General features: G+C 72.1%; 17 protein-coding genes. 12 read left to right on the top strand and 5 right to left on the bottom strand.

What is annotated here, in order from left to right; genetic code table 11:
• The first annotated feature begins 107 nt into the window (after positions 1-107).
• The 7 genes from ABT009_RS13225 (at position 108) to ABT009_RS13195 (ending at position 8,725) form a co-directional block, all read left to right on the top strand.
• Complete coding sequence (locus ABT009_RS13225; RefSeq protein WP_351292746.1) at positions 108-1,679, top strand: ABC transporter substrate-binding protein; 1,572 nt, start codon at positions 108-110, stop codon at positions 1,677-1,679.
• Positions 1,680-1,783: 104 nt separating this feature from the next.
• Positions 1,784-2,740, top strand: coding sequence for an ABC transporter permease (locus ABT009_RS13220; protein ID WP_351292982.1), 957 nt, complete (start codon positions 1,784-1,786; stop codon positions 2,738-2,740).
• Positions 2,741-2,772: 32 nt separating this feature from the next.
• Positions 2,773-3,624, top strand: coding sequence for an ABC transporter permease (locus ABT009_RS13215; protein WP_502989869.1), 852 nt, complete (start codon positions 2,773-2,775; stop codon positions 3,622-3,624).
• Positions 3,621-4,757, top strand: a complete 1,137-nt coding sequence (locus ABT009_RS13210) for an ABC transporter ATP-binding protein (protein WP_351292742.1) — start codon at positions 3,621-3,623, stop codon at positions 4,755-4,757. The genes ABT009_RS13215 and ABT009_RS13210 overlap by 4 nt, the downstream gene beginning before the upstream one ends.
• Positions 4,754-5,890 (top strand): ABC transporter ATP-binding protein, encoded by a 1,137-nt coding sequence (locus ABT009_RS13205; protein ID WP_351292740.1) that lies wholly within the window; start codon positions 4,754-4,756, stop codon positions 5,888-5,890. The genes ABT009_RS13210 and ABT009_RS13205 overlap by 4 nt, the downstream gene beginning before the upstream one ends.
• A 68-nt stretch (positions 5,891-5,958) precedes the next feature.
• On the top strand, positions 5,959-7,806 hold the full coding sequence (locus ABT009_RS13200) for a gamma-glutamyltransferase family protein (protein ID WP_351292738.1): 1,848 nt from the start codon (positions 5,959-5,961) through the stop codon (positions 7,804-7,806).
• Positions 7,807-7,897: 91 nt separating this feature from the next.
• Positions 7,898-8,725: an inositol monophosphatase family protein gene (locus ABT009_RS13195; protein ID WP_351292736.1), complete on the top strand. Its 828-nt coding sequence runs from the start codon at positions 7,898-7,900 to the stop codon at positions 8,723-8,725.
• Here ABT009_RS13195 and ABT009_RS13190 read toward each other — a convergent pair.
• Positions 8,661-9,281: a hypothetical protein gene (locus ABT009_RS13190; RefSeq protein ID WP_351292734.1), complete on the bottom strand. Its 621-nt coding sequence runs from the start codon at positions 9,279-9,281 to the stop codon at positions 8,661-8,663. The two genes, ABT009_RS13195 and ABT009_RS13190, sit on opposite strands and share 65 nt — an antisense overlap.
• Positions 9,282-9,381: 100 nt before the next feature.
• On the opposite strand from ABT009_RS13190, the gene ABT009_RS13185 reads away from it, so the two are divergent.
• The 4 genes from ABT009_RS13185 to ABT009_RS13170 all read left to right on the top strand — a co-directional run bounded on the left by ABT009_RS13185 (position 9,382) and on the right by ABT009_RS13170 (position 13,671).
• Positions 9,382-10,794, top strand: coding sequence for a phytoene desaturase family protein (locus ABT009_RS13185; RefSeq protein ID WP_351292732.1), 1,413 nt, complete (start codon positions 9,382-9,384; stop codon positions 10,792-10,794).
• Between the two features lie 229 nt (positions 10,795-11,023).
• Positions 11,024-11,560 carry an O-acetyl-ADP-ribose deacetylase gene (locus tag ABT009_RS13180; RefSeq protein WP_351292730.1) on the top strand — a complete coding sequence of 179 codons (537 nt, stop codon included), beginning with the start codon at positions 11,024-11,026 and terminating at the stop codon, positions 11,558-11,560.
• 96 nt (positions 11,561-11,656) lie between these two features.
• Positions 11,657-13,138 carry an AlkA N-terminal domain-containing protein gene (locus ABT009_RS13175; protein ID WP_351292728.1) on the top strand — a complete coding sequence of 494 codons (1,482 nt, stop codon included), beginning with the start codon at positions 11,657-11,659 and terminating at the stop codon, positions 13,136-13,138.
• A 29-nt stretch (positions 13,139-13,167) separates the two neighbouring features.
• The gene (locus ABT009_RS13170; RefSeq protein ID WP_351292726.1) at positions 13,168-13,671 is read left to right on the top strand and encodes a methylated-DNA--[protein]-cysteine S-methyltransferase; all 504 of its coding nucleotides are present in this window, start codon (positions 13,168-13,170) and stop codon (positions 13,669-13,671) included.
• Between the two features lie 25 nt (positions 13,672-13,696).
• Here the strand turns inward: ABT009_RS13170 and ABT009_RS13165 are convergent, their stop codons facing one another.
• The 3 genes from ABT009_RS13165 to ABT009_RS13155 form a co-directional block, all read right to left on the bottom strand.
• The gene (locus tag ABT009_RS13165) at positions 13,697-14,431 is read right to left on the bottom strand and encodes an SIR2 family NAD-dependent protein deacylase (protein ID WP_351292724.1); all 735 of its coding nucleotides are present in this window, start codon (positions 14,429-14,431) and stop codon (positions 13,697-13,699) included.
• Positions 14,432-14,516: 85 nt separating this feature from the next.
• The gene (locus tag ABT009_RS13160) at positions 14,517-15,011 is read right to left on the bottom strand and encodes an NUDIX domain-containing protein (protein ID WP_351292722.1); all 495 of its coding nucleotides are present in this window, start codon (positions 15,009-15,011) and stop codon (positions 14,517-14,519) included.
• A gap of 50 nt (positions 15,012-15,061) precedes the next feature.
• Positions 15,062-16,156: an ADP-ribosylglycohydrolase family protein gene (locus ABT009_RS13155; RefSeq protein ID WP_351292720.1), complete on the bottom strand. Its 1,095-nt coding sequence runs from the start codon at positions 16,154-16,156 to the stop codon at positions 15,062-15,064.
• 249 nt (positions 16,157-16,405) lie between these two features.
• Here ABT009_RS13155 and ABT009_RS13150 point away from each other — a divergent pair, with 249 nt between their 5' ends.
• Positions 16,406-17,527, top strand: coding sequence for a glycerate kinase (locus tag ABT009_RS13150; protein WP_351292718.1), 1,122 nt, complete (start codon positions 16,406-16,408; stop codon positions 17,525-17,527).
• A 350-nt stretch (positions 17,528-17,877) separates the two neighbouring features.
• Here the strand turns inward: ABT009_RS13150 and pssA are convergent, their stop codons facing one another.
• Positions 17,878-18,699: a CDP-diacylglycerol--serine O-phosphatidyltransferase gene (pssA, locus tag ABT009_RS13145; protein WP_351292980.1), complete on the bottom strand. Its 822-nt coding sequence runs from the start codon at positions 18,697-18,699 to the stop codon at positions 17,878-17,880.
• Positions 18,700-18,716: the final 17 nt, after the last annotated feature.

Below are 18,716 nucleotides of genomic sequence, written 5' to 3'. Positions count from 1 at the left end.
CCGAATGTATGCGAAATACGTTCTGCGGTATTCCCGATCGCCGATCCCCCTCTCGGAGGTCTGTCCTCGTGCGCCGAACAGCCGTTTCTCTGACGGCAGTTGTCCTGGTGTTGTCCACAACGGTGGGCTGCGGCTCCCTGCAGTCCTCGGCGACCGAGGTCGGCGGGGAGCGCATGGCCGACGACCGCCCCGTACGCGACGGGGGAACCCTCACGGTCGCGCTCAACGCCGATCCCGACAAACTCGACCCGTCGCTCGCACAGACCCTGGTGGGCCGTACGGTCTTCGCGGGTATGTGCGAGAAGCTCTACGACATCGACCAGACGGGCGCCGTCGTCCCCCAGCTCGCCACCGCCCTTCCCAAGACCTCGCCCGACGGCCGTACCGTCACCTTCAGCGTCCGCGAGGACGCACGGTTCAGCGACGGCACGAAGCTCGCCGCCGCCGCCGTCGTGACCTCGCTGCTGCGCCACCGCGACCTGCCCGGCTCCGCACGCGCCACCGAACTCGCCCCGCTCGACGGCGCCGTGGCCACCGGCCGGTACGAGGTGAAGCTCACCCTCAAGCAGCCGTACGTCCCGCTCTCCGCCGTCCTCGCGGACCGATCCGGCATGGTGATGTCGCCGGCCGCGCTGAAGAAGTACGGCAAGAACTTCACCAACAACCCCTCCTGCGTAGGCCCGTTCCGCTTCGAGGAGCGCGTCGGCGGCGACCGCATCGTGCTGGTCAAGGACCCGAACTACTACGACGCCGAAACGGTCCACCTCGACAAGGTCGTCTACCGGCCGATCCCCGACGGCAGCGTCCGCCTCGCCAACCTGCGCTCCGGCGACATCCAGATCGGGGACCAGATGACCCCCGTCGACGTCCGGAGCTCGCTCACCGAGCCGGAACTCCAGCTCTTCAACTCGCCCTCGCTCGGCTACCAGGGCATCGGCCTCAACGTGGGCAACGTCAAGGGCCTCGGCGAGAAGCCCGGCCCCATCGACACGCCCCTCGCGCGCGACGCACGCGTGCGTGCCGCCTTCGAGCTGGCCATCGACCGCCGTTTGATCAACAAGGTCGTCTTCCAGGGCATGTACGAACCGGCCTGCGGCCCGATCTCGCCCGAATCCGCCATCGCGCCCGGCGTCAAGGCGTCGCAGTGCCCCGAGCGGGACGTGGCCGAGGCGAAGCGGCTGCTGAAGGAGGCGGGTGTGAAAACTCCGGTGCGGCTCGAGCTCAAGATCCCCACCACACCCGAGCAGAACCGCGTCGGCCAGGTCATCCAGGCCATGACCAAGGAGGCAGGCTTCGACGTCACCCTGCGCCCGACCGAGTACGCAACGCTCCTCGAAGAGACCGACTCCGGTGACTATGACGCCTACACCAGCGGCTGGTCCGGGCGGCTCGACCCCGACGGCAACATCGCCAGCTTCCTGAAGACCCAGGGTGCCATGAACTCCTACGGACTGTCCGACCCCAAGATCGACGACCTCATCGACCGCGGCCGGACAGAGGCCGACCTGACCGAACGCGCCCGTATCTACGACGAGTTGACCCGCCGCGTCAACGACCAGCACGCCCTGATCTACCTCTACAGGCAGAAGAACTACGTCGTCGCCCGCAAGGACGTGGCAGGCCTCCGTGTCTACGGCGACGGCCTGGTCCGGGTGAAGAACGTGGGGTACGTGCGATGACGCTCACGCAGCCCGCCGAGTCCACCACGTCCGCCGAGCCCCCGAAGGCCACGGGGCGCACCAAGCTCCTGGCTGCCATGAAGCTCCGTGCTCCACGGAACCCCATGGCCGCGTATCTGCTGAGGCGCCTGCGCCAGTCCGTCATCACGCTGTTCCTCGTCTCCGTCGTGGTCTTCGCCGGCATCCGGGCCCTGCCCGGCGACCCTGCGCTCGCGCTCGCGGGAGAGGAGCGCAGCCCGGAGGCGCTCGCCGCGATCCGCGCCGAGTACGGACTCGACGACAGCATCGTGATCCAGTACGGACGGTTCATCGGGCACGCCCTGACCGGAGACCTCGGTACCTCGTCGCGCACCGGGCTCCCCGTGTCCGACGCCATCGCCGAAGCACTGCCAGTGACCCTCGAACTCTCGCTCCTGTCCCTGCTGTTCGCGGTCGTCCTGGGCATCGGCGCCGGTGTCGTCGCGGCCGTCCGGCGCGGCAGGCCCGAGGAGTGGCTCGCCAACGCCGTGGCGCTGCTCGGGCTCTCGGTTCCCAGCTTCTGGCTGGGCATCGTGCTCGTCCTCGCGTTCGCCATCGCCTTCCCCGTCTTCGCCGCCTCCGGCTACGTACCGTTCGGCACGGACCCCCTCGACAACCTGCGCCGCATGGTGCTGCCTGCCGTCGTGCTCGGTTCGGGCCTCGCGGCGGTCGTCATGCGTCAGACGAGGGCGGCCATGCTCGACTCGCTCTCCGCCGACTACATACGCACCGCCCGGGCCAAGGGACTGTCACGGCGCGAGGTCATCGGCGGGCATGCGCTCAGGAACTCCCTGGTCACCGTGGTGACAGTGCTCGGACTCCAGCTCGGCCATCTGATCTCCGGGGCGGTCGTCACCGAGCAGATCTTCGTCCTCCCCGGCTTCGGCAAGCTCACCATCGACGCCGTCTTCACCCGCGACTACGCGACCCTGCAGGGCGTGGTGCTGTGCACCTCGGCCGCCTACATCCTGATCAACCTGCTGGTCGACGCGGCCTATTCGGCCATCGACCCGCGTATCCGGCTCGGAGGTGCAGCCCGGTGACCACGGCAGTCGTCGTGACAGCGATACGGGACATGAGGGCCAGGGGAACCGGAAGCGCCAAGCTGCGCGCGCTCCGCGCGAACAGGCTTGCGGTGGCCGGCGGGGTGATCGCCGCCGTGTTCGTCCTCGCCGCCCTCTTCGCACCTCTCGTCGCGCCCTACGATCCCGCCCAGCCCGACTTCGACAACGCACTGTCCGCACCCGGCTGGGCGCACTGGCTCGGCACCGACGACCTCGGCCGCGACCAGCTCTCCCGCGCCGTCTACGGGGCGCGCGCCTCCATGCAGGTGGGCCTGCTGGCGGTGGCGCTCGCCTTCCTCGTCGGCGTACCCCTCGGCCTGCTCGCGGGCTACTACGGGAAGGCGGCGGACAGCGCCGTCTCGCGGCTCACCGACACCCTGCTCGCCTTCCCCTTCCTGGTGCTGGCCGTCGGGCTCGCCGCCGTCCTCGGGCCCTCGCTCACCAATGCGACCATCGCGATCGGCATCTCGCAGATGCCGGCGGTCATCAGGATCACCCGCGCGGAGACGCTGCGCCTGGCCCACGCCGACTACGTGGCGGCGGCCGTCGCCAACGGCGGAGGCGACGGGACCGTGCTGCTGCGCCACATCCTGCCCAACGCCACCTCCGCGCTCATCGTCCAGGCGACAGTGGGCATTCCGACCGCGATCATCGGCGAGGCCATGCTCAGCTTCCTGGGCCTGGGTGTCCAGCCGCCCGACCCCTCGCTCGGCGTGATGCTGTCGAGCGCCCAGGCGTTCCTCGCCCCCGCGCCCTGGATGGCGGTTTTTCCCGGCCTCGCCATCGTCGCGGCGACCCTCGCGTTCAACCTGCTCGGCGACGGGCTGCGCGACGTCCTCGATCCCCGTGGAGGCACCCGATGAGTACCTCTGGCATTCCCGAGACCGCCACCGTCGCGACGGCGCCGGAAGCCGTGCTGAGCGTGCGCGACCTGTCGGTGTCCTTCCGGTCGGGTACGCGTACCGTGCACGCCGTCGACCACCTGTCGTACGACCTCGCGGCCGGTGAAGTCCTGGCCGTGGTGGGCGAGTCGGGGTGCGGCAAGTCCGTGGCCGCGATGGCCGTGACGGGACTGCTGCCGTCCACGGCGCACATCACGGGATCGATCCGGCTCGCCGGACGCGAGCTCGCCGGCGCCGACGAGAAGGAGCTGGGGCGGGTCCGCGGCAAGGACATCGCGATGATCTTCCAGGAGCCGATGACCTCCCTGAACCCGGTCCTCACCGTCGGGCGGCAGATCGGCGAGGTGCTCCGCCGCCACCAGGGGCTGACGAAGAAGCAGGCACGTGCGCGTGCCGTCGAACTCCTCGACCTGGTGGGCATCCCGGCGCCCCGGCAGCGCATCGACGAGTACCCGCACCAGCTCAGCGGCGGCATGCGGCAGCGCGTGATGATCGCCATCGGGGTCGCCTGCGACCCGGCGGTGCTGATCGCCGACGAGCCGACGACCGCCCTCGACGTCACCGTCCAGGCGGGCATCCTCGAGGTCCTGCAGTCCCTGAGGGAACGCCTCGGCACCGCCGTCGTGCTCATCACCCACGATCTGGGCGTGGTGGCGGACATCGCGGACCGGGTACTCGTGATGTACGCGGGACGGCCCGTCGAACAGGCCCCGGTGCACGAGCTGTTCGATGCGCCCCGGCATCCGTACACCCGCGGGCTGCTCGGCGCGGTGCTCAAGCCTGGCGTGGCGGTCGGAGCGGGGGTGGCGGTCAAGGCTGATGCGGAGGCCGGGTCCGGCGTGGCGGTCGCGTCCGGCGGCGGGGGCAAGCGCCGGCTGCCCGAGATCCCGGGCCTCGTGCCGAGCCTCGACGAACAGCCCGACGCCTGCACCTTCGCCCCGCGCTGCGCCCGCGCGGACGAGCAGTGCAGATCGAGCCGGCCCGGCCTCAAGGCCGTCACGGCCGACGCGGGCGCGGACGCCAAGCACCGGGCGGCCTGCTGGCACCCCCACGACGTCGCGCTCCAGCGCATCACCCAGGAGGCCGGACAGTGACCACCGCGACCATCGCAACCGCCGGCTCAGCCGAGGGGACTACGCCGCAGCCGGTACTCGAACTCGTGGACCTGGAACGGCACTTCAGCGGCTCCGGCGGCACCGTACGCGCCGCCGACGGCGTCACCCTGACCGTCGGCCGCGGCGAGGTCGTGGGCCTCGTCGGCGAGTCGGGCAGCGGCAAGTCCACCGTCGGACGCTGCGCCGTCCGCCTCGACGAGCCCACCGGCGGCACCGTACGCGTCAACGGCACCGACATCACCCGGATGTCGCGGCGCGCCCTGCGCCCGCTGCGCAAGGACTTCCACCTCGTCTTCCAGGACCCCTCGTCGTCCCTCGATCCGCGTATGACCGTGGGGGCGATCATCGCCGAACCGCTGAGGCTGCACGGGCTGGCCAAGCGGGAAGCGGCACGCGCGCGCGTGGCGGAACTCCTCGAGCAGGTCGGACTGCGCCCCGAGCACGCCGACCGGCATCCGCACGAACTGTCCGGCGGGCAGCGGCAGCGCATCTCCATCGCCCGTGCCCTGTCCGTCGACCCGGACCTGCTCGTCGCCGACGAGCCGACCTCGGCGCTCGACGTCTCCGTACAGGCGTCGGTGCTCAACCTCCTCGCCGACCTGCAGCGCGACCGCGGCTTCGGCTGCCTGTTCATCACCCACGACCTCGCGGCCGTCGAGTACCTCGCCGACCGGATCGCCGTGATGTACCTCGGCCAGATCGTCGAACAGGCCCCGACCGCCGAGCTGTTCGCCGACCCCAAGCACCCGTACACGCAGGCGCTGCTGTCCGCGGCGCCCGTTCCCGACCCGGCCGAGCAGCGCTCGCGGCAGCGCATCGTGCTGAGCGGCGAACTCCCCAGCCCGCTCGACCCTCCGTCCGGCTGCCGCTTCCACACCCGCTGCCCGCTCGCCGTCGAACGCTGCCGCACCGAGGTGCCGGAGCTGCGGGTCCTGCCGGGCGGCGGCCGCGAAGTGTCGTGCCACCTGGTCGCGGACGACGGCACCGCACCGGACGCGTCCGCACCAGGGCAGACGGGTACGACCGGTACGGGAACCGGCTCTCCCACCGGAACCGGCTCTCCCGCCGGAACCGGCTCTCCTGTCGAAGCCGGCTCTCCCGGCGGAGACTGACCGCTGCGTACGATCCCGAACACCCGCACATCCGCACACCACCGCACATCACGCTAGGAGCTGCACTCTTGTTCACCACCCGGCCGACGCTCCAGGGCACCTTCGGCATGGTCTCCTCCACCCACTGGCTCGCCTCGCAGTCCGCGATGGCCGTGCTGGAGGACGGCGGCAACGCGTACGACGCCGCGGTCGCCGCGGGCTTCGTCCTCCATGTCGTCGAGCCGCATCTCAACGGCCCCGCGGGTGAAGTACCGATCATCCTCGCGCCCGCGGGCGGCGAGGTGCGCGTGCTGTGCGGCCAGGGCGTCGCGCCCGCCGGGGCCACCGTCGCGCACTACCGCTCGCTCGGACTGGACCTAGTCCCCGGCACCGGGCCGCTCGCCGCCGCCGTGCCCGGCGCCTTCGACGCGTGGATGCTGCTCCTGCGCGACCACGGCACGAAGTCGCTCGCGGACGTCCTCGCGTACGCCATCGGGTACGCCGAGGACGGGCACGCGCCCGTGGAGCGCGTCGGCGAGACCGTGGAGACGGTCCGCGAGCTCTTCGAGACCGAGTGGACCTCCTCGGCGGAGGTCTATCTGCCGGGCGGCCGGTCCCCGCGGCCGGGCGAGCTGTTCCGCAACCCGGTGCTGGCCGCCACCTGGCGACGGCTGATCGCCGAGGCGACCGAGGAGGGTGGCTCGGACCGCGTCGCGCAGATCGAGGCCGCACGGCGGGTCTGGAGCCGCGGCTTCATCGCCGAGGCGCTGGTACGGCAGGCGCAGCGCCCCACGATGGACACCAGCGGCACCCGGAACACCGGCACGCTCACCCTGGACGACCTGGCTTCCTGGTCCGCGTCGTACGAGGCGCCGACGACGTACGACTGGCGCGGCTGGACGCTGTGCAAGGCGGGCGGCTGGAGCCAGGGCCCGGTCTTCCTGCAGCAGCTGGCCCTGCTTCCGCCCGAGCTGCCCGAGTACGGCTCCGCCGAGTACGTGCATCTGCTCATCGAAGGCTGCAAGCTCGCGATGGCCGACCGCGAGGCCTGGTACGGGGACGCGGCGGAGGTGCCCCTCGACGAACTGCTGTCCGACGCGTACAACGCACAGCGGCGCGCGCTGATCGGCGACAAGGCCTCGCACGAGCTGCGGCCGGGCAGCCCGGGCGGGCGTGTGCCGAAGCTGAGCGCGCACGCGCGCGTGGTGGCCACCGGGGAGCCGGGCTTCGATGCGCTGGGTATCGCGGGGGCGGGCGCGGGAGAGCCCACCGTGGGCGGGAGTGGTCCCTCGTCCGTGCCCGGCGAGCCCGCTGTCGCACCCGACGGCGGCACCCGCGGCGACACCTGCCACCTCGACATCGTCGACCGCTGGGGCAACATGATCGCGGCCACGCCCAGCGGCGGCTGGCTGCAGTCCAACCCCGTCGTGCCCGAGCTGGGCTTCCCGCTCGGCACACGTCTCCAGATGGCCTGGCTGGAAGAGGGCCTGCCGAACTCGCTCACGCCCGGGCGGCGGCCTCGCACGACCCTGACCCCGTCCCTCGCCCTGAAGGACGGCGTGCCGGTGATGGCCTTCGGCACGCCCGGTGGCGACCAGCAGGACCAGTGGCAGGTCCACTTCTTCCTGGCGGTCGCGCTGCGCGAGCAGGTACGCGGCGGACTCGACCTGCAGGGCGCCATCGACGCCCCGAACTGGCACAACGACAGCTTCCCCGGCTCCTTCTACCCGCGCGGCATGCAGCCCGGCTCCGTCACCGTCGAGTCCCGCATGGACCCGGAGGTCGTCGAGGAGCTGAGGCGTCTGGGACACGAGGTGACTGTGGGGGACCCGTGGTCCGAGGGGCGCCTGTGCGCCGTGGCCAGGGACCCGGAGACCGGCGTCCTGTCGGCGGCGGCCAACCCGCGGGGAATGCAGGGGTATGCGGTGGGGCGCTGACGCGTGCCGGGTTCCGTGACATTCATGGCGATTCCACCCCGAGTACACCGTCCCGGCGGGCGGTGTCAGTGACGCGTGCTCTCATGGACGCATGATTGATGACTTTCTCGTACACGGACTGACCGACGTCGAGGAGGTGGTCCGCAAGGCCGCCGCCGTCGAGATCGTGCCCCGCTTCCGGCAGCTCGCCGCGCACGAGATCGTCGAGAAGACCGGTCCGCACGACCTGGTGACGACGGCCGACCGGCAGGCCGAGGAGTACCTGACGACAGCGCTCACCGAGCTGCTGCCAGGCTCCGTGGTCGTCGGCGAGGAGGCGGTGCACGCGGACCCGGCGACGTACGAGGCCATACGCGGCGATGCGCCGGTGTGGATCGTCGACCCCGTCGACGGGACGCGGCAGTTCGTGCACGGGGACCCCGGGTTCTGCACGCTCGTCGCGCTGGCGCTGGGCGGCGAGGTGCAGGCCTCGTGGACGTACGCGCCGGCGCTCGACGAGCTGGCCGTGGCCGTGCGCGGGCGGGGCGCCGTGCTGAACGGCGTGCCGCTGCAGGCCGGTTCGCCTGCCGCGGGTCAGGTGCTGCAGGTGGCCACGTCCCACCCGGACTACACCACGCCCGAGCAGAAGCGGGCCCTGCTCGGGCTGCGCGTGGACGGCGTGGACCCGCGGCCGTGCGGCTCGGCCGGGCTGGAGTATCTGGCCGTCGCCCGCGGTGAGCTGGACGCCGTGGCCTTCTCCTGGGAGGCCGCCTGGGATCACGCTGCCGGATTGCTGCTCGTCGAGGAGGCGGGCGGTGCGCATCTGACGCGTGCGGGCGAGCCGTTCCGTATCACCGGGGGCAATGCGCTGCCGTTCACGGCCGCACGGGACGCGGCCACGGCTCGCCGGGTGGCGGGGCTGCTTTCGGACGGAGCCTGATCTGAAGGCTCGCTGCAGCTTCGTCGAAGTCGAACCGCAGGGTGGTCACCTCCAGCTCGACCTCCGTGCCGACAGGCGGCCAGTCGGCGGCAGCGCGCGGCAGCCACGGTAGGTCGATGAAACCGTCGAACGGCAGCCCGAGGCCGACGAAGAGGCCCGTGACGCCGGGCGGCCAGGGGGTCGGGGCGATTTCGCCGATCATGCGGGTGCCCGCGGGTAGCGGTCCGCTGTCGTACGGTGGCGCCTCGCAGTGGCGATACCAGCGAGCCTGCCGCCAGGCGTGTGCGAACTCCTCCTCGGTCACCGGCTCCGCATCCGGCGGCTCCTCCACGGGCCCCTCGGCCAATACGCCGTACACGGCCTCGTAGAGCTGCACGCCCAGCAGCCCGAACTCCTCGCGGGTCTGGGCGAGTTCGGTCAGCGATGCGGCGGTGACGGGAAGACGGTCAGCGCCCGCGAAGGAGACCTGCCGCGCCGGCCAGCGGTCCGGCGCGGTCTCGAACCAGTACGTGGTCTCGTCGTCATCGGACCGGACGCGGAAGCGGTGCGCCACCATCCGGCCAAGGGTACCGACGCCCCGCCGGGCTGTCAGAGCCGCGGCATATCCTGTGGTTGCAGTGGCCGTCGGCTGACAAGGGAGTCCGAAGGTGCCGTCGATGCTCGATGCCGTCGTCGTGGGTGCGGGACCGAATGGACTGACCGCTGCCGTCGAGCTGGCCCGCCGCGGCTTCTCCGTCGCGGTCTTCGAGGCGCGGGACACGGTGGGCGGGGGAGCGCGGACCGAGGAGCTGACGCTGCCCGGTTTCCGGCACGACCCCTGTTCCGCCGCTCACCCGCTGGGGATCAACTCGCCCGCGTTCCAGGCGATGCCCCTCGATCGGTACGGCCTGGAGTGGCTGCACGCCCCGCTGCCCATGGCACACCCGTTCCTGGACGGCACGGCCGCGGTGCTCTCGCGCTCCGTCGCCGAGACGGCCGCGTCGTTCGGGCCGCGCGACGCCGGGGCGTACCGCAGGCTGGTCGCCCCCTTCACCAGCAGATGGGACACCCTCGCTCGCGACTTCATGTCGCTGCCGCTGACCGCGCTCCCGCGCGACCCCGTCACCCTCGCCCGCTTCGGCCTGGTGGGCCTGCCTCCGTCGACGTGGCTCATGCGCCGGTTCCGCGACGACCGGGCGAAAGCGCTTTTCTCCGGGCTCGTCGCCCATGTCATCGCGCCGCTCGACGGCCTCGCCACCGGCGCCGTCGGCCTCGTCTTCGCGCTGGCCGCGCACGCGCGCGGCTGGCCGGTCGCGCGCGGCGGCTCCCAGTCGATCTCCGACGCGCTCACCGCGTATCTGAAGGACCTCGGCGGCCTGGTGTACACGGACTACGAGGTCAAGCGGCTGGACGACCTGCCGCCCGCCCGCGCATACGTCTTCGACACTTCGCCCGCGGCGCTCGCCCGGATCGCGGGGCTCGGGCGGGCCTACGACCGGTACCGGTACGGCGCGAGCGTGTTCAAGATCGACTATGCGCTGGACGGGCCGGTGCCATGGACCGCCGAGGAGCCGCGCCGCGCCGGGACCGTGCAGGTCGGGGCGAGCCGTCAGGAGATCGACGCGGCCCTGCGCGCGGCCTCGCGGGAGGGCCGCGCGCCCGACCCGCCGTTCCTGATCACCGTGCAGCCGAGCGTCGCCGACCCGTCGCGCGCACCCGCCGGCAAGCACGTCTTCTGGGCGTACGGCCATGTGCCGAACGGCTGGGACGGCGACCTGACCGACGCCGTCGAGCGGCAGCTGGAGCGGTTCGCGCCCGGCTTCCGCGACCGTGTCCTGGCGCGCGCCACGGCGGGCCCGCCCGAGCTGGCCGCCCGCAACCCGAACTACGTCGGCGGCGACATCGCCTGCGGCGCCGCCTCCGGCCTGCAGCTTCTGCTCCGCCCCAGACTGTCCCTCTTTCCGTACAACACCCCGCACCCAGCGATCTTCATCTGCTCGTCGGCGACACCGCCGGGGCCAGGGGTCCACGGGATGTCCGGCCACAACGCGGCGAAGGCGGTGTGGCGGCGGCTGCGGCAGAGCGGGTGACGGCCGGCGCCCGGCCCTCGACGCCCCGGGGTCAGGGGGCACTCGGCCCTCGACGCCCGGGATCGGTGACGCCCGGCTCTCGACGCCCGGGCCCGGCGGGCCGCCGGGCCGTCGCTCCATCCGGACGGATGCGCGCGGGCCCGCCGCGGCTCGCCCACTTCAGAAATCGGCAGGCCATACGGGTCATAAGGCCTGCCCAGCCCCCGCCCCGCTCCGTACGATGGGTGTTATGACCGCGATCACCCTGGTTCAGGGCGACATCACCGAGCAGACGGCCGATGCCATCGTCAACGCCGCGAATTCCTCATTGCTCGGCGGCGGGGGTGTCGACGGAGCGATCCACCGGCGGGGCGGGCCCGCGATCCTCGAGGAGTGCCGCAAGCTGCGGGCCTCCGTATACGGCGGAGGGCTGCCCACCGGCCGGGCGGTCGCCACCACGGCGGGGAAGTTGAACGCCGCTCACGTGATCCACACCGTGGGGCCCGTCTGGTCCCCGGGCGAGGACCGCTCCTCGCTGCTGGCCTCCTGCTACCGACAGTCGCTGCGCATCGCCGCCGAGCTGGGCGCAAGAACCGTCGCCTTCCCGGCGATCTCCACAGGAATCTACGGCTGGCCGATCGCCGACGGCGCGCGCATCGCCGTACGCACGGTGCGCGAAGCCGCCACGCCGCCCGTCGAGGAGGTGCGTTTCGTCCTCTTCGACCAGGCGGCGTACGACGCGTTCGAGGCGGCGCTGGCGGAACCGGCGAAACCGGCGAAACACTGACGCCCGCACAACAGGCCTGGCGCGCTTCCTGGCAGCGCAAGGTTGATGTCGGATTCTCGCCAGCCTCGGCCCGTCGGCGTGCACCATCCTTGAGCCATGCACACCGACACCGAGCGCTGTCTGCGCGCCGTGCAGGCCAAGGACGCCCGCTTCGACGGGTGGTTCTTCACCGCCGTACTGACCACGGGGATCTACTGCCGCCCCAGCTGCCCGGTCGTGCCGCCCAAGCCGCAGAACATGACGTTCTACCCGTCCGCGGCCGCCTGCCAGCAGGCCGGCTTCCGCGCCTGCAAACGCTGCCGCCCCGACACCAGCCCCGGCTCCCCCGAGTGGAATCAGCGCGCCGACCTCGTGGCCCGCGCCATGCGGCTCATCGGCGACGGCGTCGTCGACCGCGAAGGCGTCCCCGGACTCGCCGCCCGCCTCGGCTACAGCACCCGGCAGATCGAGCGCCAGTTGCTCGCGGAGCTGGGCGCCGGGCCGCTCGCGCTCGCCCGGGCTCAGCGGGCCCAGACCGCCCGCCTGCTCATCGAGACGACCGCGTTGCCCATGGCGGAGATCGCCTTCGCCGCCGGTTTCGCCTCGATCCGCACCTTCAACGACACCGTACGAGAGGTCTACGCGCTCGCCCCGAGCGAGCTGCGCACCCGCGCCCTGAGGGCGAAGGGCAGCCCCGGTACGAAGGGCACCCCGGGCACGCTCACCCTGCGGCTGCCGTTCCGCGTGCCGCTCAACCCCGACAACCTCTTCGGGCATCTTGCCGCGACCGCCGTACCCGGCGTGGAGGAGTGGCGAGACGGCGCGTACCGGCGCACGCTCCGCCTCCCCTACGGGCACGGAATCGCCGCGCTCACGCCCGCCCCCGACCACATCGGCTGCCGCCTCACCCTCACCGACCTGCGCGATCTGCCCGTCGCCATCAGCCGCTGCCGCCGCATGCTCGACCTCGACGCGGACCCCGTCGCCATCGACGATCTGCTCCGCAGGGACCCGCTGCTCACACCGCTCGTCGACAAGGCGCCGGGCCGCCGCGTGCCGCGCACCGTCGACGAGGCCGAGTTCGCGGTCCGCGCGGTGCTCGGCCAGCAGGTCTCCACGGCCGCCGCACGCACCCATGCCGCCAGGCTGGTCGTCGCCCACGGCGAGCCCGTCGACGACCCGGAGGGCGGCCTCACCCACCTCTTCCCGTCACCCGAGGCGCTGGCCGGACTGGACCCCGAGTCGCTCGCCCTGCCGCAGAGCCGCCGCACCACCCTCACCACACTCGTCCGCCAACTCGCCGAAAGGACCCTCCGGTTGGGTGCCGAGAGCGACTGGGACGAGGCCCGCGTACGGCTTGCCGCGCTGCCCGGGTTCGGACCCTGGACCGTCGAGGCCATCGCCATGCGCGCCCTCGGCGACCCGGACGCCTTCCTCGCCACCGACCTCGGAATGCGGCGCGCCGCCCAGGAACTGGGCCTGCCGTCCACTCCGGCCGCGCTCACCGCCCGCGCCGCGGCCTGGCGCCCATGGCGCGCCTACGCGGTCCAGTACCTGTGGGCCACCGACGACCACCCGATCAACTTCCTTCCCGTATAGGGCAGTTACACACAAGGACGTACGAAGACATGTCGCCCCGCCACCACCGTCAGCACACCGTCATGGACAGCCCCTACGGCCTCCTCACCCTCGTCCTCACCGACGGCGTCCTGTCCGGCCTCTACATGACCAGCCAGCGCCACCGCCCGGCCGAGGAGAGCTTCGGCGACCGCGACGACACCGCATTCGCCTTCGCGGAGATCGCCACCCAGCTGAAGGCCTACTTCGCAGGCGAGCTCAAAGAGTTCACGCTCCCCCTCGACCTCCACGGAACGCCCTTCCAGCGCACCGTATGGGAGCAGCTCCGGGAGATCCCGTACGGCGAGACCCGTAGCTACGGCGAGCTCGCCGAAGCACTCGGCAACCCCAAGGCCTCCCGCGCGGTCGGCCTCGCCAACGGCCGCAACCCCGTCGGCATCATCGTGCCCTGCCACCGCGTGGTGGGCGCGAACGGAAGCCTCACGGGCTACGGCGGCGGCCTGGAGCGCAAGCAGCAGCTGCTGGACTTCGAGATGGGGGCCGGGCTGTTCTGATCGTGGGCCGGAGGCTCATCCGCGGTCAGTGGGCGAGGCGCCCCAGCAGCTCCGGCAGCGCCGTCCCGATCGGCTCCCGTACGACCTCGTGCGCCTGGTCGTCGTACGGCGTCGGCTCGGCGTTGACGATGATCAGCCGCGCGCCGTGGTCGGCGGCGAGGCCGGCGAGCCCCGCGGCAGGCTGCACCTGCAGACTCGTCCCCACCGCGATGAACACCTGGCAGGCCTTGGTGATGGCGACCGCCTGGCCAAGCACCTCCGGATCGAGCCGCTCGCCGAACATGACCGTCGCGGACTTCAGGATCCCGCCGCAGTCCAGGCACGACGGGTCCTCCTCACCCGCGGCGACCCGCGCGAGCGCGTCCTCCATCGAGGAGCGGGCGCCGCAACCGGTACACATCACCGACCGCGCAGTCCCGTGCAGTTCGAGCACCTTGCGGTCCGGCAGCCCGGCGAGCTGGTGCAGCCCGTCGACGTTCTGCGTGATGACCCGCACCGGCACCCCGGAACGCTCCAGGTCGACCACCGCCCGGTGCGCGGCGTTCGGCTGGGCCAGCAGGGTCCGGTTCTTACGCCGCATCTGCCATGAACGGCGGCGGACCTCCGGATCCGTCATGTAGTACTCGTACGTGACGAGCTTCTCGGCCTCCGGATCGCGCCGCCACAGCCCGTTCGGCCCGCGGTAGTCCGGGATGCCGGAGTCGGTGGAGATACCGGCGCCGCTGAGGATGGCGACGAGAGGGACGAGAGGCTTGTCCATGCCGCCGAGCCTAGGCCGCGGGGCCTGCGGCGGCGAACCGATATCGTAGGCCGCTCCCCACGGGCCCGTTCCCGGGCCGCCGTCGTCACACCGCCGGTCGGCCGTTCTCCAGCTCCGCCGTGCCCGCACCCTCCGCCAGCACGTCGAGCGCGGCGAGGACCCGGAGGCCCAGCGTGCCGTGCAGGTACTGCTGGAGCTCGGCGCGTGGCAGCAGTCGCCACGACAGGAGTTCCTCCTCCTGCAGCCGGATCGACTTGAGCTGTTCCTCGGTGAGCACCCCGCCGTCGTACAGATAGGCCACGATCGGCGGGCGCCCCGTGCCCAGCACCCAGTCCACCGCCAGCAGCCGCCCGAGCTCGACGTCGAGGCCGATCTCCTCCAGCGTTTCGCGCCTGGCGCCCTGGCGCGGGCTCTCACCGGCGTCCGATTCGATGGTCCCGCCGGGCAGCGCCCAGCCCTCACGGTAGTTGGGCTCGACGGCCAGCACGCGTCCCTCGGCGTCACGGAAGAGGGCGGCGGCGCCGGCGAGGACACGGGGGAGGCCGGCGATGTAGGTGGCGTAGTCAGGAGTGGTCACCAAGGAAGGGTAACCAAGCGCCCGCGTCCCGCCTCGGTTCCAAACGGCGTGCTTCAGATGTTCTGCGCCCGTGCCAACAGTGCTGTCCGCTCCGCCAGTTCGCTGATGCGCGCCCCGTCGAAGCCGAACACGGCGCTGCGCACGGTGTCCTCCAGCGGGTCCTTCCACTGGGACGGGATCGCGGCGGCGCCGCACAGGACGCCCGCCACGGAGCCTGCGGTCGCGCCGTTGGAGTCGGTGTCGAGGCCGCCGAGCACGGTCAGGGTGATGGTGCGCGTGAAATCACCACCGCCGTAGAGGAGTCCGGCGGTGATGACGGCGGCGTTCGGGATCGTGTGGATCCAGTTGAGGCCCGCCGTCTCCTCCTGGACGGCATCGAGTGTGTCCTCCCAGCCGAGGCGGGAGTCGTGCAGCGAGATGACACGCCGCACCGTCCGGGCGAGACGGCTGCTCGCCGGGATGACCGTGAGCGCGGTGTCCAACGCGGTGCGGGCGTTCGGCGCCGTGAACGCGGCGGACACCAGCGCCGCCGCCCACATTGCGCCGTACACGCCGTTGCCGGTGTGCGACAGCACCGCGTCGCGGCGGGCGAGCGACGCCGCACGGCGCGGGGCGCCGGGGCAGGTCCAGCCGAAGACGTCGGCGCGGATGAGCGCGCCGATCCACTCCTGGTAGGGATTGTCGTACGTCGCGGTCAGCGGTGGCTTGAGGCCGTTCGCGAGGTTGCGGTACGCGGCGCGCTCCGCGGTGAACGTCTGGAGATACGGCAGCCGCAGCAGCCACAGTTCGCCCACCTGCTCGGTGGTGAAGCCGAAGCCGTGGGTCTCCAGCAGGTGCAGGCCGAGGATCGCGTAGTCCACGTCGTCGTCCCGGCAGCTGCCGTGGATACGGCCCCGTACGCACGAGCGCCACTCCGGGCGCAGCGCGAACTCGTCGGACTCGGACACGGGTCCCGGAAGATAGTCCATGAGCGGCAGAGCGGCCGCCCGCCTGAGATAGCTGTCGATGCGCTCGCGCGTCCAGTGGTCGCCCTGCTCCACTGGCTTGCCGAGCATGTTGCCCGCGATCCGGCCGAGCCAGCCGCCGAGAATCCGGTCGTCGAGCCGCGTGCCCACATCCGTGCCCACGTGCACGTCCACAGTGGTCATGTCTCCGGTTTACCCACTCCCGGGTGCTTTCGCTCGGCCAATGCCGTTCCGGGCCGCACCAGCAGGTGAGACGGCCCATGGGCAGCGGGCCCCACCTCCGGCTAAGGTCGCAGCGGCGCGACTGCCTTGCGTGAGCAGGGCCCGGAGGCAAGGGGATGAACGGTGGCGGACGCTGCATGGACGGCAGCGGGCAAGGCACAGCCGACGGGGCCGTCAGGGCCGTCGGGGGGGTCCGGTCACGTCGGACGCGTGCTGATAGCCGCAGACAAGTTCAAGGGATCACTCACGGCCGTGCAGGTCGCCGAGCGTGTCGCGGCCGGGCTGCGCCGCGTCGCTCCACGGGTCGAGGTCGAGGCGCTGCCGGTGGCCGACGGCGGCGACGGCACGGTCGCGGCCGCCGTCGCGGCCGGTTTCGAGCGCCGCGAGGTACGGGTCACCGGGCCGCTCGGCGACGAGGTCAGCGCGGCGTACGCGCTGCGCGACGGAACCGCCGTGGTCGAGATGGCCGAGGCCAGCGGGCTCCAGCGGCTGCCCGACGGCGTCTTCGCGCCGCTGACCGCGACGACGTACGGCTCCGGTGAGCTGATCCGCACTGCGCTCGACGCGGGCGCCCGCACCATCGTGTTCGGCGTCGGCGGCAGCGCCACCACCGACGGCGGCGCCGGGATGCTGGCCGCGCTCGGGGCGCGGTTCCTGGACGCGGACGGGGAGCCCGTCGCACCGGGAGGCGGGGGCCTGCGGGGCCTGGCCTCCGCGGACCTGTCGGGCCTCGATGCGCGTCTCGCCGATGTCGATGTGGTGCTCGCCAGCGACGTCGACAATCCGTTGACCGGGCCCACGGGGGCTCCCGCCGTGTACGGGCCGCAGAAGGGGGCGAGCCCGGAGGACGTCGCGACGCTCGACGCCGCGCTTGGCCACTATGCGAAGGTCCTGGAGAAGACGGTCGGGCCGCGGGCTGCGGAGTACGCGCAGTCGCCGGGTGCGGGGGCCGCGGGGGGCATCGGATACGGCGCTCTCGTCGGGCTGGGCGCGAGTTTCCGGCCCGGTATCGAGGTCATGCTGGACGTCCTCGGCTTCGCGCCCGCCCTGGAACGGGCCGCTCTCGTCATCACGGGTGAGGGGTCGCTCGACGAGCAGACGCTGCACGGCAAGGCCCCTGCGGGTGTCGCCGCTGCGGCCCGCGCGGCGGGCAAGGAGGTCGTGGCGGTCTGCGGCCGCCTCGCGCTCCGGCCGGAGGCGCTGGGGAAGGCGGGGATCCGCCGGGCGTACGCGCTGACGGACGTCGAACCGGACGTCGCGCGCTGCATCGCGGAGGCGGGGCCGATCCTGGAGACCGTGGCGGAGCGGATCGGGCGGGACTTCCTGGTCTGACGCGCCTGTGGGCGCCCCTCGGCGCGCGGCACCTCCGGCCGGGTGGCGTCTGCGGGCCTGTGGTCGGCTGGTGCGCCACCTGCCGGTACGTGGGTCGGGGCCGCGCCGGGACCACATGGCGCCTGCGGGCCGGCGGGGGTCGCTGTCGTGGGTGGGCACGCCGTCACCGTTGTGGGCAATCGTTCCGCAGGGCGATGGGGGTGCCCCCTGCTCGAGCGAAGCCGAGAGCTTGGGGGAGGGTGGGCACAACCCACGACGGCGGGTTCCCTCGCGTACCGCCTGAGCGCACAAAAACGGGTGTGGCCCGAGCCAGAAAGCTCGGGCCACACCCGTTTCCGTACCGCCTGGCGCTAAGGCAGCTGCGCTGCCCGCGCCTCGCGCCGGTTGTCCCGGAAGTTGTTCACCCTCCGAGCCGTAGCGAAGAGGGGGATCACCGCTCCAAGAACCAGCTGCAGCGAGCACCCGGTCTGCAGGAGCAGCTGGCCCCCGGGCGCGTCGAACGCCCAGGCCGTCAGCAGTCCCATGCTGAGCACGATCCAGGAGAGCATCGCCACGGCGAGCCGCCCCCGCGGCTTCGGGTACTCGACCCGGCTCACCATGAGCCACGCGGTGCCGAGAATCGCCAGCAGCGTGGCGAAGAACGGCAGCTCGAGCAGCACGATCGAGACCACCGTCAACGCACCGAACGGCGAGGGCATCCCCTGGAACGTGCCGTCCTTCACCGTCACGCAGGAGAATCTCGCGAGGCGGAGGACGACGGCCAGGAGCACGACGATCGCGCCGACCGCCGCCACCCGCTGGTGCGCGTCGTCCGCGACCATGCCGTAGACGAGGACGAAGTACGCGGGCGCCAGGCCGAAGCTGATCAGGTCGGACAGGTTGTCCAGCTCCGCACCCATCGGCGACGAGCGGAGCTTGCGGGCCACCAGTCCGTCGAACAGGTCGAAGACCGCCGCGCACAGCATCAGGATCACGGCCGTGGCCGCGCTGTGCCGGGCCATGCCAGACTCCTGGCTGCCCGTGAGGTGCGGGATCAGGATGCCGGTGGTGGTGAAGTACACCGCCATGAAGCCGCACGTGGCGTTGCCGAGCGTGAGGGTGTCCGCTATCGACAGACGAAGCGACAGCGGCATCTCTTCCGCGTCGTCGTCCACCTCGTCGGCCTCCGGCACCCAGCCGGCCTTCGTAT

Source organism: Streptomyces sp. NPDC002896 (assembly GCF_040295225.1).
In the GTDB taxonomy this organism is placed as follows: Bacteria; Actinomycetota; Actinomycetes; order Streptomycetales; family Streptomycetaceae; genus Streptomyces.
Note: the sequence above shows the minus strand (reverse complement) of the source record. Positions and strands in the feature narration are given on the sequence as shown.

Excerpts from the sequence above, each read along its gene's own strand:
- ABT009_RS13210 (WP_351292742.1), top strand. The coding sequence starts at position 3,621 with ATGAGTACCTCTGGCATTCCCGAGACCGCCACCGTCGCGACGGCGCCG.
- ABT009_RS13165 (WP_351292724.1), bottom strand. The coding sequence starts at position 14,431 with ATGGACAAGCCTCTCGTCCCTCTCGTCGCCATCCTCAGCGGCGCCGGT.
- ABT009_RS13155 (WP_351292720.1), bottom strand. The coding sequence starts at position 16,156 with ATGACCACTGTGGACGTGCACGTGGGCACGGATGTGGGCACGCGGCTC.
- ABT009_RS13195 (WP_351292736.1), top strand. The coding sequence starts at position 7,898 with ATGATTGATGACTTTCTCGTACACGGACTGACCGACGTCGAGGAGGTG.
- ABT009_RS13190 (WP_351292734.1), bottom strand. The coding sequence starts at position 9,281 with ATGGTGGCGCACCGCTTCCGCGTCCGGTCCGATGACGACGAGACCACG.
- ABT009_RS13175 (WP_351292728.1), top strand. The coding sequence starts at position 11,657 with ATGCACACCGACACCGAGCGCTGTCTGCGCGCCGTGCAGGCCAAGGAC.
- ABT009_RS13220 (WP_351292982.1), top strand. The coding sequence starts at position 1,784 with ATGGCCGCGTATCTGCTGAGGCGCCTGCGCCAGTCCGTCATCACGCTG.
- ABT009_RS13215 (WP_502989869.1), top strand. The coding sequence starts at position 2,773 with ATGAGGGCCAGGGGAACCGGAAGCGCCAAGCTGCGCGCGCTCCGCGCG.
- ABT009_RS13180 (WP_351292730.1), top strand. The coding sequence starts at position 11,024 with ATGACCGCGATCACCCTGGTTCAGGGCGACATCACCGAGCAGACGGCC.
- ABT009_RS13185 (WP_351292732.1), top strand. The coding sequence starts at position 9,382 with ATGCTCGATGCCGTCGTCGTGGGTGCGGGACCGAATGGACTGACCGCT.
- ABT009_RS13170 (WP_351292726.1), top strand. The coding sequence starts at position 13,168 with ATGTCGCCCCGCCACCACCGTCAGCACACCGTCATGGACAGCCCCTAC.